This is a genomic window from Paenibacillus alkalitolerans, assembly GCF_016482785.1.
Lineage (GTDB): Bacteria > Bacillota > Bacilli > Paenibacillales > YIM-B00363 > Paenibacillus_AE > Paenibacillus_AE alkalitolerans.
The window spans coordinates 562,360-584,726 of record NZ_JAEMXM010000001.1 but is presented as its reverse complement, the minus strand read 5'-3'; the positions used below and the strand labels follow the sequence as shown (position 1 = coordinate 584,726).

Annotated in this window: 14 protein-coding genes; all 14 read left to right on the top strand. The window is 53.9% G+C overall.

What is annotated here, in order from left to right:
- The first annotated feature begins 40 nt into the window (after nt 1-40).
- The 14 genes from JET16_RS02515 to JET16_RS02450 all read left to right on the top strand — a co-directional run bounded on the left by JET16_RS02515 (nt 41) and on the right by JET16_RS02450 (nt 22,241).
- Entirely contained in the window at nt 41-1,315 is a 1,275-nt protein-coding gene (locus JET16_RS02515) for a Gfo/Idh/MocA family protein (protein ID WP_199614006.1), read from the top strand.
- Between the two features lie 63 nt (nt 1,316-1,378).
- The gene (locus JET16_RS02510) at nt 1,379-3,382 is read left to right on the top strand and encodes an alpha/beta hydrolase family protein (protein ID WP_199614005.1); all 2,004 of its coding nucleotides are present in this window, start codon (nt 1,379-1,381) and stop codon (nt 3,380-3,382) included.
- Nucleotides 3,382-4,068, top strand: coding sequence for an aspartate/glutamate racemase family protein (locus tag JET16_RS02505; protein ID WP_233530944.1), 687 nt, complete (start codon nt 3,382-3,384; stop codon nt 4,066-4,068). Before JET16_RS02510 ends, JET16_RS02505 begins: the two co-directional genes overlap by 1 nt.
- The gene (locus JET16_RS02500; RefSeq protein ID WP_199614003.1) at nt 4,065-5,318 is read left to right on the top strand and encodes a ribulose-bisphosphate carboxylase large subunit family protein; all 1,254 of its coding nucleotides are present in this window, start codon (nt 4,065-4,067) and stop codon (nt 5,316-5,318) included. Before JET16_RS02505 ends, JET16_RS02500 begins: the two co-directional genes overlap by 4 nt.
- 50 nt (nt 5,319-5,368) lie before the next feature.
- The gene (locus tag JET16_RS02495; RefSeq protein ID WP_325176590.1) at nt 5,369-6,712 is read left to right on the top strand and encodes a four-carbon acid sugar kinase family protein; all 1,344 of its coding nucleotides are present in this window, start codon (nt 5,369-5,371) and stop codon (nt 6,710-6,712) included.
- A 265-nt stretch (nt 6,713-6,977) separates the two neighbouring features.
- A complete protein-coding gene (locus JET16_RS02490; protein ID WP_199614273.1) occupies nt 6,978-7,907 on the top strand; it encodes an ABC transporter permease in 930 nt (309 codons plus the stop codon).
- The gene (locus JET16_RS02485) at nt 7,907-8,776 is read left to right on the top strand and encodes a carbohydrate ABC transporter permease (protein WP_199614001.1); all 870 of its coding nucleotides are present in this window, start codon (nt 7,907-7,909) and stop codon (nt 8,774-8,776) included. The genes JET16_RS02490 and JET16_RS02485 overlap by 1 nt, the downstream gene beginning before the upstream one ends.
- An 81-nt stretch (nt 8,777-8,857) precedes the next feature.
- The gene (locus JET16_RS02480; RefSeq protein WP_233530943.1) at nt 8,858-10,453 is read left to right on the top strand and encodes an extracellular solute-binding protein; all 1,596 of its coding nucleotides are present in this window, start codon (nt 8,858-8,860) and stop codon (nt 10,451-10,453) included.
- A 292-nt stretch (nt 10,454-10,745) separates the two neighbouring features.
- Nucleotides 10,746-13,109: an AraC family transcriptional regulator gene (locus JET16_RS02475; RefSeq protein ID WP_199614000.1), complete on the top strand. Its 2,364-nt coding sequence runs from the start codon at nt 10,746-10,748 to the stop codon at nt 13,107-13,109.
- Nucleotides 13,078-15,129: a glycoside hydrolase family 65 gene (locus JET16_RS02470; RefSeq protein WP_199613999.1), complete on the top strand. Its 2,052-nt coding sequence runs from the start codon at nt 13,078-13,080 to the stop codon at nt 15,127-15,129. Before JET16_RS02475 ends, JET16_RS02470 begins: the two co-directional genes overlap by 32 nt.
- Nucleotides 15,130-15,144: 15 nt before the next feature.
- Nucleotides 15,145-16,275, top strand: a complete 1,131-nt coding sequence (locus JET16_RS02465; RefSeq protein WP_199613998.1) for a glycoside hydrolase family 88/105 protein — start codon at nt 15,145-15,147, stop codon at nt 16,273-16,275.
- Entirely contained in the window at nt 16,272-18,659 is a 2,388-nt protein-coding gene (locus JET16_RS02460; RefSeq protein WP_199613997.1) for a glycosyl hydrolase family 95 catalytic domain-containing protein, read from the top strand. Before JET16_RS02465 ends, JET16_RS02460 begins: the two co-directional genes overlap by 4 nt.
- A gap of 225 nt (nt 18,660-18,884) precedes the next feature.
- Nucleotides 18,885-20,570 carry a sensor histidine kinase gene (locus tag JET16_RS02455; protein WP_233530942.1) on the top strand — a complete coding sequence of 562 codons (1,686 nt, stop codon included), beginning with the start codon at nt 18,885-18,887 and terminating at the stop codon, nt 20,568-20,570.
- Nucleotides 20,571-20,573: 3 nt separating this feature from the next.
- Nucleotides 20,574-22,241: a response regulator transcription factor gene (locus JET16_RS02450; protein WP_199613995.1), complete on the top strand. Its 1,668-nt coding sequence runs from the start codon at nt 20,574-20,576 to the stop codon at nt 22,239-22,241.
- Nucleotides 22,242-22,367: the final 126 nt, after the last annotated feature.

The following is a 22,367-nucleotide window of genomic DNA, read 5'->3' as shown; positions in this document are numbered from 1 at the left end:
ATGAAACTCAAGCAATGAACGAAGAAACGAGGGAGCGGTTTTGGCGAAAAAAAGATACGTGATATGCGGAGTAAGCGCGAGAGCTAACGGCATGTACATAAAGCCGATTCTGGACACATACCGTCCGCATTGTGAAATTGTCGGATTGCTTGATTCGGATCCGGTCCGGTTTGACAATTGTTTTGCCAAATTTCCGGAGCTTCATAGCATTCCGGTGTATCGTCCCGAACAATTCCCGCAGATGATCGAAGAGACGAAGGCGGATGTCGTCATCGTCGCGGGTGCGGATTTCACCCATGCCGACTATATCGTTCAAGGGCTTAAGCGCGACATGGACGTCATTTCGGAAAAACCGATGGCCACAACTTCTGCAGATTGCAAACGAATTTTGGAAGCGCAGTCGAAAAGCAAAGGGACATTGTACGTCACGTTCAATTACCGATACAACCCCATCCATTCAAGAATCAAGGAAATGGTGCTCGAGGGGCGGGTAGGCAGAGTCACTTCGGTCGATTTGAACTGGTATCTCGATACATATCACGGCGCCAGCTATTTCAAAAGGTGGAACCGCAAAAGAGAAATATCCGGCGGACTGTCCATCCATAAAAGCACTCACCATTTCGATCTCGTCAACTGGTGGATCGATCAGAAGCCGGTCGAAGCGTTCGCTTACGGAGCCCTTAATTACTACGGCCAGAACGGCGAGCTCAATCCCGCGAAGGAAGACGGAAGATTTTGCGGCACTTGCCGCGTAAAGCAGAATTGCGCTTATTATATGCGCTGGTCTTCGCGTTCGAAGGCGATTGTACCGGTAGACGATCATTTGAGCAATTTCGATACGAAAGCGAGGAGCTACTCCGGATACCGCCCGGACGCCTGCATCTTCGATTCGGATATCGACATTGAGGATACGTATACGGCCGTCGTCAAATACGATAAAGGCGCGATCATGAGCTATTCCGTCAACTTCTCGCTGCCATACGAAGGATACCGCTTGGCGATCAACGGCACGAAGGGGAGAATCGAAACGAAGGAAGTCGTAAGCCGAAGCCAGCATCACACGGCGGAACAAACCATCGACTATTTCCCGTTGTTCGGCGCCAAGGAAACGATTCATGTCATTCACCGGCAAGGAGGCCACGGCGGAGGGGATCCGCTGCTTCTCGAGGATTTGTTCCTTGGCCCCGATCCGAACAGACGTTACGAAATTCTTGCAGGCGCGGAAGCCGGTACATTATCTGTGCTCACCGGCGAAGCGGTCTGGAAGTCGGTTCAAACGAACAAGCCGATGCGTATTACCGAACTGTTGGAATGAAAGGAGCAACCGAAGGTTGTCCGCGGTTTGGTGCATAGAACGAGTAAGGGAGATGATGTGTAAATGTATGAGAAGCTGGAATCGACCCAAATCCCCAATTTCGATATAAAAAGCCAACTGCCCCGGTGGATTCACGACGCGGCGCTGAAGGCGGCCGAAAGTGGAGAGCGCGCGCGGGCGGAGGTCAAAGACATCGCGGGCTTAAAGCGGCGCCAGCAGGTAATTCGGGAGGGTATCGAACGGTGCCTCGGCGGATTGCCGCCTCTCGATACGCCTTTGAATCCGAGGATTACCGGTGTCATACAGGGTAACGGATTCCGCATCGAGAAGGTGATCTTCGAATCTCGTCCTCGCGTGTACGTCACCGCCAATCTGTATGTTCCCGACGGTATCTCCGGGCCCCGCGGAGCGGTGATGCTCCTGTGCGGCCATCGCGAACAGGCGAAGCATTGCGACGAATACCAAACTCCTTGCCACTATCTCGTGCATTCCGGTCTTGTCGTACTGGCGGTCGACCCGATCGGTCAGGGAGAGCGGTTCGGTTATTACGATCCGGTCGAGAAACACGCGCCGATGACGAGCGTCACGGAGCACGAGCAAGTCGGCCGGCAATGTTTGCCGCTGGGCGATAACTTGGCGCGTTATATGCTTCACGATGCGGTGCGGGCAATCGATTACTTATGCTCGCGGCCGGAGGTCGATCCTGCCAGGATAGGCGTATGCGGGCATTCCGGAGGCGGAACGCAAACTTCGCTGGTCATGATGTACGACAGCCGTATCGCGGCCGCCGCTCCAGGCGGCTTTATCATGAACCGCCCGTATTTCCTGATGACCGGTAAAGCGCAGGACGCCGAGCAGAAATGGCCGGGTTTTTCGGCGCTCGGCTTGGATCACGAAGACATTGTGATGGCGATGGCTCCGCGGCCCGTGCTTATACTGGCGACAACATACGATTCCGTTCCGATCGAGGGCGCCCGCCATACGGTCGACGTCAACCGAAGGTTTTGGGAAATGCACGGCTTGAGCGATAATCTGGAAATATACGAAGATGATTTCGGGCACCGGTTCACACTGCCGCTCGTTCGCGCAGCAACCCGGTTTTTCTCCAAACATCTGGTCGGACGGCCGAACGTGCCATCCGACGAGAAGATCACTCTGCTTCCTGCCGAACAGCTGTTATGCACTAAAAGCGGGCAAATAATCGGGGAGCTGGAACGACCGAAAAATGTGCACCAAGAAAATATTGAGCGGCTTGAAGAGTTCGAAAAGACTCGTCTTGCATACCCGGACGCGGTGCGCAAACAACGGGCGATGGACTGGCTGCGTGAAACCGTTTATCGCGGCAGGCAATCTTTCGCTCTTAACCCGCGCCTGTATGGCGGAGGAGAAGTGGAAGGAATGCACGTCTGGCGCACCGTCTGGTGGAGCCAGCGCGGATTGTTGAATCACGCTTTGCAATTTTTCGACGCGGAGCTTGCCGGCCGCAAACTCCCGGTAACGGTCGCCGTATGGGACAGAGGTACGAACCAACTGACGCCGCACGACCGGTGGATCAGGGAAACGTGCAAGTCCGGCAGAATCGCCATGGTGTTGAACCCGACAGGGATCGGGCCGCTTTTGCCTCATCTCAATTCGCCCCAGGACAACCCGTTCAAGAGATTCGGAATACTCGACAAGTATACGGACGAATTGATGCTTCTGGGCGACAGTATGGCCGCGGTGCGCACATATGACGTTCTGCGGGCGGTCGAACTGGCGTCGAACCTCAGTAACGTCGATCCTGGAGATATTCAACTTTACGGAAACGGCCGGTATGCGATCTACGCCGGATTGGCCGCATTGCTCGAACCGCGCGTCCGGGGCGTCCGCATGGATAACCGTATGAGCAGCATCGCGGATTGGATAAGAGAACCATTTTACGACGAAACGGATTCTCAAAGCTTTATTTTGCCGGGGATGCTTCAATATTTCGATTTGCCGGATTTGGACCGTTGGCTTGATGAAGATGGCCGGCTGCAAGAATCGCCAGCCGGGCACGATCCGGTAAATGCGGGGAGTGACGCTTGATGCCCACAGTAGTTGCAGTATATACGGGACAAGGTTTGTCGGAACGGATACAATTATTGTTTCGAGAGCATTTGCCGGTGTGCAGATTGGTCAATATTACCGACGACAGCCTGATCGCCGACGTAATGCGCGCCGGCAAAGTGACTCCGGCCGTCAGGCGGCGGCTGCAGCAATATTATCGTCAAGCCGAAGAGATCGGGGCCGATGTCATATTCAACACTTGCTCGTCGGTCGGCGAGGTAGCGGATTGGGCGCGGCCGATGTTCGACACGCCGATCGTCAAGATCGACGAAGCGATGGCCCGGCAAGCGGTTCAAAAATATGAAAAAATCGGAGTGCTGGCGACGCTGCCGACCACGCTTGAGCCGACGTGCCGTCTGCTTCGGAAGGAAGCCGGGAGCCGCAGCGTAGAAGTGCTGGACGCATTGGCCGGCGGCGCGTATCAAGCGCTTGTCGCCGGACGGCCCGAGGAGCACGACCGACTCATTCTCGAAGCGGCCATATCGGTCGCAGCACGGGCCGATGCGCTCGTGTTGGCGCAAGGGTCGATGGCGAGAATGGAGGATGCGCTGAAGCGGGAAACGGGTCTTCCGGTATATTCCAGTCCGCGGCTCGGCGTGCTGTCCGTCAAATCCGAGCTGGAACGGTTAGGGAAATATACGGATTTAGGGGGATCCCGCCGATGAATGGCTCCATCGTCGCAACGTATTGGATCGAAACGGCGTTTTCCCTTGAACATGCCGCTGAAGTAGTGGCGGGAGAACAGTCGACCGGGACGTTCGTTGCTTTGCCCAATGAGTCCGACAACTTGAAGGAACGGCACAGGGCCCGGATAATATCCGTCGAACCGCTGGAAAAAACCGCATTTCCTTCTTTGCCGGGAGCGAAAGTACCCGCCGGAAACAAAGGAGAATACCGGCGCGGGATTGTGAAGATTGCATTTCCTTACGAGAACGTCGGCCCTTCAATACCTAATTTGCTCGCGACAGTGGCGGGCAATCTGTTCGAATTGGAAGAATTGTCAGGACTCCGCCTGATCGATCTTGAACTCCCTCCGCAGTTTCTGGAGCGGTATGACGGTCCGAAGTTCGGAATCACAGGCACTCGCGAGCTGACCGGCGTATACGGACGTCCCGTCATCGGGACGATCATCAAACCGAATATCGGACTTACACCCGATCAACTGCGGTTGATCGTAAGGGAGCTGGCGACGGCCGGCATCGACTTTATCAAGGATGACGAAGTTCACGGCAACCCGCCATATGCGCCGTTGTCCGAACGGGTCAAGGCCGCGATGGAGGAAATCGAGCGGGCGGCGGACGCGACCGGCAAAAAAACGATGTACGCGTTCAATATTACCGACGATATCGATCAGATGCTCCGTCACCTCGACACAGTAGTGAAACACGGAGGCAATTGTGTCATGGTCAGCATCAACAGCGTCGGCATTTCGGGATTGGCCCATCTCAGAAAACACGCTCCCGTATGCATCCACGGACACCGCAATCAGTGGGGAATGATGACGCGGTATCCTTATCTCGGCATGTCTTTCGCGCCGTATCAGAAGCTGTGCCGGTTGGCCGGCGTCGATCATCTTCACGTCAACGGGCTCAATAACAAGTTTTTCGAAAGCAACGCTTCCGTCATCGAATCTGTCCGGAGTTGTTTGACGCCGATGTTCGGTGAATCGGACACCGTCCTGCCCGTACTTTCGTCGAAGCAGTGGGCCGGCGCCGCGCCTGAAACGTACAGGACGCTGCAGACGGTCGATTTGATGAATATCGCGGGCGGGGGCATTCATGCGCATCCCTGCGGCGTCGGTGCGGGCTTCCGCAGTTTCGTGCAAGGATGGGAGGCCGCGTTGGAGGGAACCGATCTGGAAACGTACGCCCATACGAACGAAGAGTTGAGGCAGGCGCTGGACACTTTCGGATGAATCGGGATTCTTCAGAGTCCCAGAGTCCCGAGGCGATAGGGGGGAAATCTGTGCAAATTTGCTATTACGGCGACGATTTCACCGGTTCGACCGACGCCTTGGAAGCGCTATTAAACGGTGGACTGCGCGTTATTTTATTTATGGATGTACCCGACTTGGCTTTATGGAACGAGAAGTTTCGTGAATACGACGGCTTCGGCGTGGCCGGCGTCAGCCGGACGATGAGCCCCCGAGAGATGGAACGGACGCTGAAGCCCGCACTCGCCGCATTGAGAAAATTCGGTTCCCGGATCGTTCACTATAAAATATGCTCGACCTTCGACTCTTCCCCGGAAACGGGCAGCATCGGGAAAGCGATCGACATCGGGAGGGAGTTGTTTCCGGAACAACGTTATATTCCGCTGTTGGCAGGAGCGCCCGCTTTAAAGCGGTACACCGTGTTCGGAAATCATTTTTGCGGTGCGGGGGAGCATACCGTTCGTTTGGACCGGCATCCGAACATGAGCAGGCACCCTGTCACGCCAATGAATGAAGCCGATCTTCGACTTCATCTTACGAAACAGACTGCAAAGTCGATCGGATTGATGGATATTCTCGATCTGGAGTTAGACGGACCGATGCTGGAGCAACGACACAATCAACGGTGCGGCAGCCGGCCGGATATATTGCTTTTCGATGTGTTGACGGATGAACACCTGTTGAAAATCGGAGGTTTGCTCTCTCGCGAAAGCGAACGAGCACCGTTGTTTGCGGTCGGGTCATCCGGCATTGAGTACGCGCTGGTCAAGCACTGGAGACGAAGCGGAAAGCTTCCGCCGGTTCCTCCTGCTTTCCAAGCGGAGCCTGCGGACCGGCTGCTCGTCATATCCGGCAGCTGTTCGCCCGTAACGCAAGATCAGATCGAATGGGCGCAAAATCATGGATTTGCGGGCATAAGAATTCATGCCGACTCAATGTTGGAGGGTGGGGCGGACACGGATGCGTTGGAACAGGCTGAGCGGCTGCTGCGCGACGGCCGAAATGTTATTTTATACACAGCGCTCGGACCGGAAGATGTCTCCATCGTGCAAACGCAGGAATGGCTTCAGGCGCATGGGTTCGGAACGGCCGAAAGCGGCAAGCTGATCGGCAGCCGCTTGGGAGAAGCCGCGAAAAAACTGCTGTTGTCCTCCGGTTTGAAACGGGTAGTGATTGCCGGCGGGGACACGTCGGGTTTTGCGGTGAAGCAGCTTGGCGTATACGCTTTGGAAATGATCGCGCCGCTTGTTCCGGGGGGACCGCTTTGCCGGGCATATTCCGGTGACGATCGTTTGGACGGGCTGGAAATCGTATTGAAAGGCGGGCAGGTCGGACAGGAGACCTTTTTCGAACAGGTGCGTATGGGGAAAGCGTGAATATCAAATATCGGTAATTGGTTGCCACGAGCAGACCGTGCCTTCGAAACTGAAGGCCGGTCTTTCTTCATTACTTCAAATGCAAATGAACCGAAACTCCGATAAGCAAACCATTCCTCCAGAATCACATAATTGCTCATGCAGTGGAAGATGTAGCGATTGTGATTCCTATCCGAGACGAAGTACGATGGCTATGTACCAGCGAGAGGAGGAACGGGAAGAGATGGCATCGACTGCGGCAACCCGTCCGGAACGAGGCGTCCCCATGACGGCCGATCCGCGACCGAAGAAATCGAAAAATGCATTTATCCGCAATGTAAAGAAGCATTGGATGTTGTACCTAATGATACTTCCCGGAATTGCGTTCTACATCGTATTCAAGTACGTGCCGTTGGCCGGGAGCGTCATCGCGTTTCAGAAATACCAAATCTTCAATGGAATATTAGGCAGTCCGTGGGTCGGATTGGACAATTTCGCCTTCCTGTTCACGTATCAAGATTTTTACCAAGTGCTCCGTAATACGGCGACGATTGCGTTATATCAACTGGTGTTCGGTTTCCCGGCGCCTATTATCCTCGCCCTCTTATTTAATGAAGTGCGTTGGATGCTCGCCAAACGAACGATGCAAAGCCTATTTTACTTGCCTCACTTCCTGTCTTGGGTCGTCGTAGGCGGCATCGTGTTTGAATTGCTGTCGTCGCAGGGCATCGTGAACCTAGTGCGCGGCTGGATGGGGTTCGAGCCGATCTTGTTCATGCAGGAGGAGAAATATTTCCGTACGATTGTCGTACTGTCCGGAATATGGAAGGAAGTCGGCTGGGGAACGATCATTTACCTGGCGGCGATCTCCGGAATAAATCCGAACCTGTACGAAGCCGCCGTCATGGACGGCGCGAGCCGGTGGAAGCAAACGCTGTATATTACGCTTCCCTCGATGTTCCCGACGATATTAGTGCTCTTCCTGCTTAACATCGGCAATTTCTTGGAGCTTGGCTTCGATCAAATCTTCAACCTGTTGACGCCGATGACATACTCGGTAGGAGACATTATAGAGACTTATGTATACCGGGCGGGCGTGCTGCAGGGGCAATACAGCGTAACGACGGCGATCGGCTTGTTCCAATCGGTCATCGGGTTCGCGCTTTTGTGGGTCTTCAACCGTCTAGCACGAAAATCGGAACAGGGGTTATGGTAATGAGACAATCGCTAGGGGAAAAGTGCTTTCAATGGGCGAATTACGCATTTCTGGCGGCGGCGGCGGCCACGATGATCTTTCCGCTTCTTCATCTGCTTGCGATGTCGCTCAGCTCGCCGATCGCGGCGGATTCGAAGAAAGTGTTTCTGCTGCCGGTGGAATTTACGACGGCGTCTTGGTCGCAAATACTTCAAAACGAAAAATTGTGGAGCTCATTCGGCATTACGGTGTACATTACGGTCGCCGGTACGCTGCTCAGCATGTTCTTCTCCATTCTCACCGCATATCCGCTCTCCAGAAGGGAGTTTATGCTGCGAAAACCGGTAATGCTCGGCATCGTCATTACGATGATCTTCAACGCGCCGATGATCCCGTTCTTCCTGACGGTGCGGGAGCTTGGGCTTATGAATTCACTGTGGGCGCTCATCATTCCCGGGTTGATCGGGACGTTCAATATGATCATCATACGAACGTTCTTCATGGGCATTCCGAGCGAGCTGGACGATTCGGCGAGAATCGACGGCTGCCACGATTTCCGGATTTTATTCCAAATCTATTTGCCGTTGTCGAAACCGGTAATGGCCACGGTCAGTCTGTTTTACGCCGTGGGATATTGGAACACGTTCCAACGGGCGGTGCTTTTCTTGCGCGATCCGGACAAATGGCCGCTGCAGATGAAGCTTCGCGCTTATTTGCAGCAACCGGAAGAATTGGCTGCGGTCAATATGTTCTTGGGAGATTACGATTTTAACACGACGACCTTGAAGGCGGCGACGATCATCTTCGCGACGGTACCGATCATCTTGGTGTATCCGTATTTGCAAAAATATTTCGTGAAGGGCGCAATGCTGGGTTCGCTGAAAGAATAATCGAAGCGGTATTGGACCGAGGCTCTCGGTTTGATATAGAAGCAAAGAGAGGCATTGTATTATAAAAAAGGAGGAGCAAAGATGTCACTACACATCAGAAAGCCGCTCATGTCGGTTGCGCTAATCATCATGCTGGCGTTCACCGCCATTGCGGGATGCAGCACGAACGGCACGGCGGGCGGGGAGTCTCCGGAAGGCGGAACGCCGGCGGAATCGGATGTGGGACCGGAAACCGGCAAAGACGCCGAAACGGGCGAGCCGGCAGCCACTGTTCCGATTAAAGTATTCAAGAGTCACATGGGGGTAGGGACGATCCCGGGGAGCGACGACCCGCACGTTCAATACGTCGCGAAGAATACCGGCGTCGAGTATCAGCTTGTTACGACGCCTCCGGGCTCCGAGCCGGCCGAATATATCAACCTGATGATCGCGTCGGACGATTTGCCGGATATCCTGCGTCCGATCGGCGGCGTGGAGCAGACCTTGATTCAACAAGGCGGGGCGCTCGCGCTCGACGAGCTGCTGCCGAAATATGCGCCTCACGTGTGGGAAAGTATACCGCAGGAAGCATGGGACATCGTCCGTTCCGCTTCCGAGGACGGAAAAATATATTACGTGCCGAAGGTGTTCCTCGTGCCTGAACGGGCGCCGCTCATCCGTCAAGATTGGGTCGAAGCCGTCGGCATGGAAATGCCGAAGACGGTGGAGGAATATAAGGAGCTGCTGCGCGCGTTCCGGGACAAGGACCCGAACGGCAACGGAAAGAAGGATGAGCTGCCGACGACGGGACGCGAGTTCGGCCGTTGGATGGATCACTTGTTCGCCATATACGGAGTCGCAATGTGGGAAGGGTACCCGGAGTGGGACATCTACGAAGGCGAAATTCAGTACGCCGGCGTCTCCGAGAATATGCGGGCCGCGATTGCCTTCATTCGCGATTTGTACGCGGAGAAGCTGTTGGACAACGAAACGTTCTTGAACAAGGGCGACGTATGGACTGCCAAGATCAACAATAACCTTGTCGGCAGCTGGTATCACCTGCCCGCGAATCTTCGCGACCGGGTAACCGCCATGCGGCAAAGCGCTCCGAATGCTTACGTCGCGGGAATGCCGCTTCCGAAAGCGGAGGGCTTCGACGGCTTCGTAACGCAGAAGAGCATGGGCGAGCCTGAGTGGGTCATTCCGAAAGCGTCCGAAGATAAAGCTGAGCATGCCTTGAAGCTGCTGGATTTCTTCTATAACGAGGAGAATGACGATTTTATCCGCTTCGGCATCGAAGGCGTGCAGCACGAGGTTGTTGACGGCAAGAAAATGATCTTGCCGCCGGCGGACAACAAACCGATCGCATTGGGCATGCGCAACCTGACGACGGAGGAAGACATGGAGGTCAGGATCGACCAGACGATTCCGGAAGACATGCAGCAGATGGTGAGGGACATCTTTAAGATCAGCACCGCGGACGCGAGAAGAATCGCGGGAGACGGACTGCCGAGCACCGTCTACGAGGGCTTCCCCGACATTCAATCCCATAAGCTGTTCCAGGAATATTTGACGAAGATCGTCATCGGGGAATGGCCGATCGAGAAATTCGACGAGTTCGTGGAGCGTTGGAACAAAGCGGGTGGAGAAACGGTTACGAAACGAGTGCAAGAATGGTATGCCAAGACGAACCAGTAACATCCAAGGCACGTTCGAAACGGTTGCCCGGAACACGGTTTCCGGGCAACGCTTGCATTTGGGAACAACATGAATGGAAAGGAGGGAGCGTAATGACGAGAAATCCGTCGTCGAGACGCTCCGTATGTTGAAGCATCTGGAAAAAACCCGGAAAGCGGAGCAAACGACAGGATAATGGAGTCTGCGCCCGAAGAGGCGGGATACGGCGCACTGAGACGAGTCTGAAAGCGCTTGCTAGTCCGGAACGGATTCGCAGTATAATGAATGGATACTGTGAAAGGCGGGAAACGGCATGATGCAGTCCCTTAAGAAATGGCTAACCTATACCTTCACCAATACGCAGACCCGGCTCGTCCTGTTTCTTACGGTATCCGTGTGCGTCATCATTTTGGGCGTCAGTATCACATCCTACTATACGTCCAAGTCCGTCTTGCAGAACGAACTAAGCGAGCCGCAGCACCAGATGCTGCAGATCAGCATGAACTTTATTGACGAATATATCGAAAAAACCGATCAGATCGCGGTTTCGGTCGCGCTTAATCCTTACATCTACAAGTTTCTGACGAGCGAAAATCAAAATTCATATAACAATATCACCGGAATATACCAGTTTTTATCGACGTTGATTAACAACACGTCCATTATTGACAGCATTTATGTATACGATTTGGAACGAAGCAGCTTCGTGTCGATGCCATATGGATACAGCTCCAGCAAGTTGAACTTTGCCGATTCCGGTTGGGTCGGCATCGCCGGGGAGTTCGGCGACAAGAAGATGCTTGTCCGGAAGCGTCCGGTGACCGACGGCGTCCGAAACAAAAGACCGGAAATCACCTTGTTCCGCAAAGTGATCGTTCATGGCGAATTCAAGGGGATTGTTGCAATCAACCTAAATAAAGAGGAGTTGTTCTCGAAGCTCCATCCGCCGCACCGGTCCGACTTGCAGCGGGCGAGATTTATCGTCGACGAGAACGGAGAAATCCTCTATTCGGTATCGGGCGGAGGGTTGGACCGGGCCTTGATTCAGGAGGCGATCGAGCAGACGGACGAAGAAGGCTTGGGTGATCTTCGTTACATGAACGCTTCGTATCTAGTGAACCAACTGCAGTCGCCGCTGACGGGTTGGATGTACATCTCCTTCGTCTCACAGGAGAGTTTGTTGGCGCAGTCGAAGCACGTCCGAAACGTAGTTCTATGGGTATCGGCAGCGGCACTGCTGCTCGGCGTCGTGACTATATTCTACATCAACTCCGTCGCGTTCCGGCCCGTACGCCGCATGCAGCGGCTGTTTCGGAAGAACGACCGGGACATGTTTCACGCGGATCTGCTTCACCTTGAGCGACTCACCTCCGAGCTGCTCAGCGACCATGCGCAGCTGTCTCAGCTTATCCGGCAGACGATGCCCGAGGCCGCTTCGAAATTCCTGTACGATATCTATATGGGCAATATCGACAGTAAGCGGGAAGTTAGGGAGAAGTGGAGCAGTTATTTCCAAGGCTGGACGGACGCCCCGTTAACGATCGCGGTAATGTCCATCGACAATTACGAAGCGTGGTCGCGGCGTTACCCGAGCGCCGATCATTCGCTCTTGAAGTTTGCCCTCGCGAACGTGATGGCGGAGTTACTCTCCCCGAAATGGCGCACCGTTTGCGCCGATTTCGGCAAGGATAAGCTGGCGATGCTAATTCAACCGGCAAACGGCGAAGCTGTTCTAGATGATGCGTGCGAGAAGGCCGTCGCGATCGCCCATCGAATGCTGGGCTTCAGCGTGTCGATGGGAATAAGCACGCCGCGCGAGGATGCGGGTCGTCTGAAGCAGGCGATGCTCGAGGCGGACAATGCGCTGGGCTACCGGTTATTCCGGGGCTACGGCAATGCGATCTTCTTTCGCGAAGTATCCGACCACGAAATGCCGGCCGCCTTCGGTAACGATACGGCAGTCGCCGAGCTGGCCGCTGCGATTGAAGCGGGGGACGAAGCGCGCGCGCTTAGCGTGCTCGAACGGATGATGCTTGACCTGCGCGCTGCGGAGCCGTATCCTTCGGCGGCGTTATCCATGCTGAAAGCGGTCGGTGACCGTCTCCGCCGCATCGGCGAAAAGCAAGAAACCGACCGCTGGGAGGAGCTCGATCCGTTCGAAGAACTGAACACGCTTCATCTGGACGACATCGCGCAGCTGTTTAACCGCCGGGCCGCGGAATTGGCGGAACGGTTCCACAGTCTTATGCAGAGCAAAGATTTCGTGCAATGCCGGCAGATGATCGATTTTATGAAGCTGCATCTGGGAGAATCGATCGGCATCCAAGAAATCGCCGATTCCGTCGGGATCAGCGTGAGCTTGGCAAGCCAGCTGTTCAAACAGGAGATCAACGACACGATCTACGGTTATTTCACGAAGCTGCGCATGGATCGAGCAGGGGAGTTCCTGCTCGAAACGGACGACAAAATATCGGATATTGCGGAAAAGGTCGGCTATCAGCACGAGAACAGCTTTATCCGCGTCTTTAGAAAGTACAAGGCTATTACTCCCGGCAAGTACCGGGAGATGATGAAATTCCGGAACGAATCGCCAAATGAAACACGCAATGAAGTCCAACTTCTCGAAATGCGAGCGAGGGATCCATATGAATCGAAAGGAAATCGTATTGCGCCATAACCCGCTTCTTACGAAAGCGGAGCCATTGTCTCCGCTCTCGATAGGTAACGGGGAATTCGGCTTCAGCGTCGATGTCACCGGATTGCAGACCTTCTATGACGATTACGAGACTCCGCTGGGAACGCAGTCGAACTGGGGCTGGCATTACACCGGAGGCCGGGGAGTTTACTCGGAGAAGGATATCGCTTACCAGACCTTCGACACTTACGGGCGTCCGGTAGCGTACCCGATGAAACCGGAGGATAAGGCGGAAGCGTATCATTGGCTGCGGCAAAATCCGCACCGCCTTCAATTGGGACGTATCGCGTTCAGGCTGCTGCACCGCGACGGCACGGAGGTCCGGTTGAACGAGCTAAGGGATATACGGCAGGAGCTAAATCTTTGGACCGGTATTATCCATAGCGAATTTACCGTCGACGGAGTCCCTGTCGCGGTACGCACAAGCTGCCACGCCGAACATGGAGCGATCGGCGTAAGCGTGGCTTCGCCGCTTATTTCCGAAAACCGGCTTCAAATCTTCATCCGGTTTCCGGCGCCTGACATGACGCATACAAGCTGGTCCAAGTCGGTCTTCCCCGATTGGGAGAACGACGACCGTCACCGGACGGAGATTATAACGGAATCATCGTCTTCTGTCGTCCTGCAGCGGACGATGGATGATGACGGATACCGGGTCCGGTGGGATTGGAACGGAAGCGCGACGCTCGAACGCACCGGAGTCCATGATTTTACGCTGCGCGGTCTCCAGGGTTCGGATCGATTAGAGTGCACGGTAAGCTTCGCACCGCACGAACCGTCCGCGGTGACGGTTCACGACACGGAGCAGTCAAGCCGCGGCAAGTGGTCGGCGTTCTGGGAGAGCGGCGGCGCGGCCGATTTCTCCGCTTCGACCGATACGAGAGCGTTCGAGCTTGAACGACGAGTCGTATTGTCGCAATACTTGACGGCGATTCACAGCGGCGGATCTCTGCCGCCGCAAGAGACGGGACTCATGTACAACAGCTGGTTCGGCAAGTTCCACCTGGAGATGCATTGGTGGCACGCCGCGCATTTTCCGTTGTGGGGCCGGGCGGAATTTTTAAAGAAAAGTATGGATTGGTATATAGCGACCCTGCCCTTGGCGAAAGAGCTCGCCGCTTCTCAAGGTTACGAAGGAGCCCGTTGGCCGAAGATGGTCGGCTTCGACGGCGTTCAAAGCCCATCCCCCGTGGCTCCGGGCTTAATATGGCAGCAGCCGCATCCGATGACGCTGGCGGAGCTGGTTTACCTGGCCGAACCGAGCCGGCAAACGCTGGAGCGGTATGCGCCGATCGTGTTCGATTCCGCCGATTTTATGGTGTCCTATGCGCATTGGAACGAGGAAAGGGGCTCGTTCGATCTGGGCCCTCCGCTCATTCCGGCCCAGGAGTGCCACCATATTTATGAAGGCATGAATCCGCCGTACGAATTGGAGTACTGGAAATACGGCTTGGAGATCGCTTTGCGCTGGGCGGATAGACTGAACATTCGTTCGAATCCGGAGTGGTCGAAGGTCGCGGGAACGATGGCCAGGCCGCCGCAGCTCGACGGAGTGTATTTGGCGCATGAACGCTGCCCGGACACGTTCGCTGCGAAAAACCGCGATCATCCGTCCATGCTCGGCGCGCTCGGGATGCTTCCGGGAACGCTTGTCGACAAGGAAGTGATGCGGAACACGCTCAAGAAAGTGAAGAAAGAGTGGATCTGGGAATCCGCTTGGGGCTGGGATTTCCCGATGTGCGCCATGACGGCCGCACGGCTCGGCGAGCGGGAGACGGCCGTCGAGTTTCTGCTCATGGAAGCGACGAAGAACACATACCTTCCGAACGGACACAATTATCAGCGCCCAGGGCTCACCGTATATTTGCCGGGAAACGGAGGACTGCTTATCGCCGCCGCGATGATGGCATGCGGCTGGAACGGCGGGCAGGATAGGGATTGTCCCGGATTCCCCCGGGAAGGCTGGTCTGTCCGATGGGAAGGGTTGCATCCGCTTTTATAGAAAAGGAGGAGACGGATGAAGGTGGCGAAATCGGCGGAAAGGCAAGGCAGTTGGTGCGTGAAAATCGGTGACACGATTCTCTCTCAGTGCGTCGACGGCAAACATCCGAAGATGGCTAACGGATGGGGGTACGTGTCCGGCATGGCTCTTATGGCGTTGGCGAGACTGTCGGAGCACACCGGCGATTCAAGTTATTATGAAACGGCCAAGCACCACATGGATTTGTTTATTCGAGATGACGGCTCGATTCATACGTATATCTTAGAAGACTACAATTTGGATCAAATCAATCAAGGGAAAAACTTGTTTTCGCTCTGGAAGCGGACCGGGGAGCCGAAATACGAAATGGCGATTCAACGGCTTGTCACGCAGCTCATCGGGCAGCCGAGAACGAGCGAAGGCGGTTTCTGGCACAAAAAGATTTACCCATTCCAGATGTGGCTCGACGGAGTGTACATGTCGTCCCCGTTCCTCGCGGAATACGCGAAGACGTTCGATGAGCCCCGTTTCTTCGATGACGTCGCGAACCAAATATTGCTGATCGAGCGCATGACGCGGAACCCGAAAACCGGTCTGCTGCATCATGCGTGGGACGAAAGCCGCGAGCAGCGCTGGTGCGACAATACGACGGGGAAGTCGCTCCACGTCTGGGGACGGGCGATGGGCTGGTACGCTATGGCGGTCGTCGATGCCCTTGAACACTTCCCGGTCGATCATCCGAAGCGCGGACAGATCATGGGCTTGTTTCACCGGATGGCCCACGCGATCAAGCACGCTCAGGAACAAGAGAGCGGCCTGTGGTTTCAGGTCATGGATGAAAACGGGCGCGAAGGCAACTACCTGGAAGCATCCGCCTCGTGCATGCTGACGTATGCGCTCGCCAAGGGGATTCGGCTCAATTACGTGAATGAGCTTGACCGGTCGGTCGTGCGGCATTCGTTCGCCGGAATACTGAAGCACTTCGTCACCGAGGATGATGACGGTGTCCATCTTCACCGGATTTGCCACGGAGCCGGATTGGGAGGCATAGGCAAGTACCGCGACGGTTCCTATGAATACTACTTGAGCGAGCAGGTCGTCAGCGACGCGCTTATGGGCGTCGCGCCGTTTCTTCTGGCCGGCATGGAGATGGAGAAACTGGGATGAAGATGCGTTTGAAATATCCGGCTGCCTGGTGGAAAAATATGTGGCGCGAAGCGCTGCCCTCCGGGAACGGCACAATCGGCGCCTCCGTGTTCGGCGCCGTTCAAGAAGAAACCGTTATCGTCAATCACGCGGATCTATGGCACTGGGGCCGGAAGGACCGGCTGCCGGACGTCAGTTTCACGCTGGAGGAAACAAGGAAGCTGATGGACGAACGGCGATATTTGGAGGCGAGTTGGCATCTTACGAACACCTTGAAACAGCGCGGCTACGAGACGCGGTTGGCGTCGCGGTTCCCTCTTGCGGCCATACGGCTGACGATGCCGTGCGAGAGAGCTTTCCGGCAGTACGAGCGGTCGCTGAACATGGAAACAGGAGAGGTGACGGTAAGCTGGAGCGACGGCACCCGAAAGTATGCCCGAACGTTGTTTGTATCGCGCGCCGACGATTGTATCGTCTATAGCATTGAAGCCGATACGCCGGCAGCCGTCAACGGGGAAATCGGACTCCGAATGCATCCGAGCGACAGGCTGCAGGATGAGCCGGCCTATAAGGAGCTGGAGCAGTCCGTTGCTGTCCGGTCCGACGGCGAGTTTGTAATGTACGCCGGCCGCAACGACGACGGGACGGATTTTGGCGCCGTGCTGCGGCTCGTTCCGGATGGAGGCCGAATAACGAACGAACCGGATGGCCTTCGATTTGAAGGAGCGGACCGCGCGCTTGCAATAGTAAAAGTGTTCGTATCCGGCAGCGATCGTGTTCGGGAATGGGACCGGCTGAAGGACGAGTTGTCCGGCATTCGAATGGATTACCAAGAGCTGCTGGTACGGCATACCGCTCTGCATCGGACGCTGCTTCGCTCCGCATCGCTTGAAATCGAACCCGACGGCGACCGCTCCGCAGATGAGGATCGGCCAAACGAGCAGCTTCTGTTAGAAGCGTATGAAGGGGAAGCTCCGACAGAACTCGTAAGGATGATGTGGGCGTACGGCAGATATTTGTTCATTAGCGGCACCGGTCCGAACAACCAGCCATTCGGTTTGTACGGGCTGTGGGGCGGCGATTATCGGTTGGTTTGGTGCCACAATATGGCCAACGAGAACGTCCAGATGATGTATTGGCATGCCCATGTCGGCGGTTTGGAAGAGCTGACCGGTTCGTTGTTTCGCTATTACGAAAGCTTGATGGACGATTTCCGCGACAACGCCCGCAAGCTGTACGGCTGCGGAGGCATCTATGTTCCGGCGGGCTCCACGCCCGGTATCGGAACGCCGAACCAAATCGTTCCCGTCATCATGAATTGGACTGGCGCGGCTGGCTGGCTCGCAAGCCATTTCTACGAGCACTACTCGTATACCGGCGACGAGCGTTTCTTGAAGGAGACAGCGTGGCCTTTCATGAGAGAGGCAATTGCGTTCTACGAAGATTTTCTGGTCGAAGGGGAGGGCGGCTATTACAAAATTTATCCGTCCGTTTCCCCGGAAAATACGCCGGAAAATTTTATGCCCAAGGACGGGAAACCGCTGGCCCATCCGATGCCGACGGCCATCAACGCAACGATGGATTTCGCGATACTGAAGCAATTGCTGACATCGCTGATCGATGCGAGCCCGGTCGCCGGAGGCGATCCGCAGGATGCGGAGAAGTGGAAGCGCATGCTGATGCGAATCCCTCCTTATGAGCAGAATGAAGACGACGCGGTGCGGGAGTGGATGCATCCGGACTTCGACGACCGGTACGGCCACCGTCACCTCTCGCATCTGTATCCGGTATTCCCGGGTCATGAAGTGAACCGGGAGGAGCAGCCCGAACTGTTCCGTTCGTTCGAAACCGCCGTCCGGTTACGGAAATTGGGAGCCCAAAGCGGCTGGTCGCTTGCTCATATGGCATCGATTTATGCCCGGTTGGGAGACGGCGACAGCGCATTGGAATGTCTTGACATATTGTCGCGCTCCTGTCTGCTGCCCAATCTCTTTACATTGCATAACGATTGGCGCAATATGGGCGTCTGCATGAATATGCCGGCGGCGCCGATTCAGCTCGATGCCAATATGGGCTGGGTGAACGCCGTGCAGGAAATGCTGCTGTACGTGTCGCCTAAATTGATAAAACTGCTGCCTGCGCTCCCGTCGAAATGGAGAAGAGGCAGCTTCGCGGATTGGCGGTTTCACACGGGAAGCTTATCGTTGCAATGGGATCTCGACAGCAGCCGTTTAGCGGCGGATATTTATGCGGATCGCGAGACGGAACTTACGGTTCAACTGCCTGAATATGTTCACCGTTATTCGATCTCAGGCGATTTCGAGGTCAAAGAGTGTACGCAGCAAGGCGCTTACAGGGTCAAAATGAACAAAGGATCGATCTTGGCCGTTCGCAGCCAAAACTAGCCGGTAACCGGTCAAACGTCATGGATGTCGCTTCTCGATGTCCATGACGTTTTTTTTGTATGTTCCGGATGTCAGAAATTATCAAACGCTGGATAAGAAATTGAATGGTAAAATGATTCAAATGTTAAAAGAATGCTCTCCGGTTAAATAAATACCCTATACAAGCCTGCTCCGGCTACTACCATAGACTATACAATGTTGTTTAGAAACGACGGAGGTGCGGCGTTGAAAACGAATACTTTCGGGAAAATCATTATCCTTGTAATCTCGCTTCTTCTACCGATTGTCGCATTGTACGGTTACTCTTATCAAGTCAGTGTGAATGTGGTGCGGCAGACGGTGGAAGAAAGCAACATAAACCGGCTTTCTTTTTTTATGAGCCAGATGGAATTAATGATCGAACAGTTGACGAAATTTTCGGTGACGGCCGGCAGAGACTTCAGTCTTCGGGAATATTTGAACGGAAGAGATTCGGGCGATGAAATCACGCAGCTCCAGAGACAACTGCGAATTTACGAAATGTTGAACATGCAGACGACGACCAGCGCATGGAACAACCAAATCATCTTATACTTGCTGGACTCCAAAGAAGTGATTTCCACCGACTATTCGGTTCATTACGACGACAACATCACACATTCCCCGACCGGGCAATGGACGCAGCGCACAGCGGTCAGCTTCGGCATAAAACAAAATCTATTCTCGCAAGTAAGACGTTCGGATATACCGAATTTGTTGGTAGAGGTCCGTTTTACGGAAGACAATCTTCGAAATATGTTGAGCTTATTCAAACAGAGGAACCAAAGGGAACCTTTCCTGTACAAGTCGGGCATGGATCCGATCGTAAGCTACACGGCGGACCGCACGCTTGTCAATAAAACCTCCGAAGTGTTGGACTCCATGAATCTGGCCCATACCGGCAGTTCGACGATCACGATTGACGGCGAGAAATACATTGTCAATTACATTCTCTCCTCAAGCCTCGGTTGGTATTTGATTGACATTATGCCGATACAATCGATTTTCACTCCTATCGTTACGAGCAGAAATCTATTTTATTCATCAATCGCTCTATTGATGGCGCTAAGCATATTAGCCACGCTGCTGTTGTACAGAAACGTCCAAATACCGATACACCTTCTTATCAGAGGGGTTCAACGAATACGGGACGGCCAGTATTCCACCAGAATCAATAAAAAAGCAAACAACGAGTTCGATTTCCTCATCTCAAGCTTTAACCAAATGGCCGAAAAAATCGAGGAACTGATCGACAAAGTGTACAAAGAAACGCTGCGGTCGAAGGAAGCGACATTAAAGCAGCTTCAATCGCAGATCAATCCTCATTTTCTTTACAACTGCATGTTTTATATCAAAAACATGGCGAACTTGGGCGATAAGGAAGCCGTGACGGCGATGGCTTTAAACCTTGGCGAATATTACAGGTATACGACACGGTCCGAGAAGACGACGTCTACGATCCGGGAGGAAGTCAAGCTTATACGCAACTATTTGAACATCCAGCAATTGCGCATCCAACGGTTCAGGTTTGAAATCGACATTCCCGAAGAGATGATGGAGATCGAAATTCCCCGTTTGCTCATTCAGCCGATCGTGGAAAATGCCGTCATCCACGGCGTGGAGCCGAGCCTTCAATTCGGAGTGATCCTGATCAAAGGAGAACGGGGCGACGGCTATTACCGCATCGTTGTTGACGATAACGGACCGGGGATTACGGAGGAGCGCCTTGAACAAATAAAAAAACAAATCAGTATTCCGCTTCAAGAAGAAACCGGTTGCGGACTATGGAACATTCATCAGCGTCTGGTACATCAGTACGAAGGGAAGTCCGGCTTAAATTTTTCAAAATCTCCATATGACGGTTTCCGCGTTGAAGTGATCTGGGAGGAATGAATCATGGACGCAAATTCGATTCAGTTATTGATCGTCGATGACGAAGACAGCGTCGTTGACAGTTTGGCGGACACCATCGATTGGACAGCCGTCGGCATTACGAATGTTTATAAAGCGTATTCCGGGTACGAAGCGCTCGAAATATTAAATACAAACACGATCGATATTGTCATTACGGACATTCGGATGCCCGGAATCAGCGGCCTCGAGTTGATCGCCCGAATCCGCAAAAGCTGGAAAAGAATCAAGTGCATTCTGCTGTCGGGTCACGCCGAGTTCGCCTATGCCCAGAAAGCGATAGCTCAAGAAGCGTTCGAGTATTTGCTTAAACCTGTCAGCGACGAAGATGTGTTGACAACGGCAGGCAATGCGGTGCAAGCGCTTCGGAAGGAACGGAATGAAAATCAATCCTATGAGCGCCTCGTGAAAACTTACCAAGAACACCTTCCTAAGATTCGAGCCGAATTGCTGAACGGATTAATCCAAGGGATGAAGTTTTTACCCGGTCAGCTTTCCGAAAAACTCGATTCATTGCGGCTTCATCTGCAAACGGGGGAGCCGTTGGCATTGGTCACGCTTCGTATGGAAGGCCGGTTATCCGAGCTGGATTTTTACAATTTGTCATTGATGGAATACGCGATAGGGAATATGGCGCAAGAATTGTGCGAAGGCTCATTCCGGCTATGGAACTGTAAGGATGTGCACGGATATTTAATATATGCCGTTACTCTCTCATCGGAGTTAAAAGAATGCAACCTTGAAGAAGCTTCCCGACAGCTCCAATCGTTCGCCACTCAACTGCAGTTGAACGTGAAACGGTACTTGAAAGGCTCCGTTTCGATTCTGATAAGCAAGTGGGGAAGCTTCCCGCATGACATCAGAAGCCTTTATGACGAAAATTTGCTGCTGCTGCGCAAAAGAGTCGGGAATCAGAGCGGACTGTTTATTTGTGCGACCGAGGATTCGGAACAATCGCCCGTTCACTCCTTGCAGAGACTGTACGAGCCACCGATGCTTATTCACCTTCTGGAGTCGGGGAACTGGGAACAAGCCCATGATAAACTGTCGGGCATCTGCAACGAACTGAGGCAGCATTGGTCGAATTCACAAGAGCATCTGACCGAGGCGTACTTTTATGTTTATTCGTCCTACAGCTCTTTCTCGCATAAACACGGGCGGTCGTTGACCGAGTTGATCGGCCCGGGTTTATCGGCGACGGCGGGTCTCGCACCCAGTCGTTCCATAGGGGCATTGGAAAGTTGGGTGTTCCAGTCGTACGACCTGCTTCAACAAAGCGTTGAGATGGAACCGCGCAACGATCGTGAGGAAGTCGTGGCTAAAATCAAACGCTTCATACAAGATCACCTCCTGCAAGACGTTTCACTCCAGACGATTGCAGATAAAATGCGGATTCACCCGGTTCACGTATCGCGCTTATTCAAACTTGAAACTGGCGAAAACTTGAGCGACTATGTGCTGAGGCTAAAGATGGAGCTCGCGGCGGCGCTGCTCGCGGACCCTTCATTGAAAAACTATGAAATCTCCCTTCGCTTGGGATATCAAAATCCGAATTATTTTATCAAGGTGTTCAAGAAATATTACGCATTGACTCCTCAAGAATACCGGATCAAATTGGACGCTTCGGCTTCCGAGCACAATTCATCTTGTTAATATATTGCCATCCGGATTAAATACTCGCCATTTTCACCGGTTTCATTGCCGATTTATCATAAGGTCCAAGGCGGCACGGTCCCTTTTCGACACCGTAAGCCAAGAACATTTTGATTTAACAGGGAG

Coding starts and splice junctions, on each gene's coding strand:
- JET16_RS02465 (WP_199613998.1), top strand. CDS start 15,145: ATGAAGGTGGCGAAATCGGCGGAAAGGCAAGGCAGTTGGTGCGTGAAA.
- JET16_RS02490 (WP_199614273.1), top strand. CDS start 6,978: ATGACGGCCGATCCGCGACCGAAGAAATCGAAAAATGCATTTATCCGC.
- JET16_RS02460 (WP_199613997.1), top strand. CDS start 16,272: ATGAAGATGCGTTTGAAATATCCGGCTGCCTGGTGGAAAAATATGTGG.
- JET16_RS02500 (WP_199614003.1), top strand. CDS start 4,065: ATGAATGGCTCCATCGTCGCAACGTATTGGATCGAAACGGCGTTTTCC.
- JET16_RS02485 (WP_199614001.1), top strand. CDS start 7,907: ATGAGACAATCGCTAGGGGAAAAGTGCTTTCAATGGGCGAATTACGCA.
- JET16_RS02510 (WP_199614005.1), top strand. CDS start 1,379: ATGTATGAGAAGCTGGAATCGACCCAAATCCCCAATTTCGATATAAAA.
- JET16_RS02475 (WP_199614000.1), top strand. CDS start 10,746: ATGATGCAGTCCCTTAAGAAATGGCTAACCTATACCTTCACCAATACG.
- JET16_RS02480 (WP_233530943.1), top strand. CDS start 8,858: ATGTCACTACACATCAGAAAGCCGCTCATGTCGGTTGCGCTAATCATC.
- JET16_RS02505 (WP_233530944.1), top strand. CDS start 3,382: ATGCCCACAGTAGTTGCAGTATATACGGGACAAGGTTTGTCGGAACGG.
- JET16_RS02450 (WP_199613995.1), top strand. CDS start 20,574: ATGGACGCAAATTCGATTCAGTTATTGATCGTCGATGACGAAGACAGC.
- JET16_RS02470 (WP_199613999.1), top strand. CDS start 13,078: ATGAATCGAAAGGAAATCGTATTGCGCCATAACCCGCTTCTTACGAAA.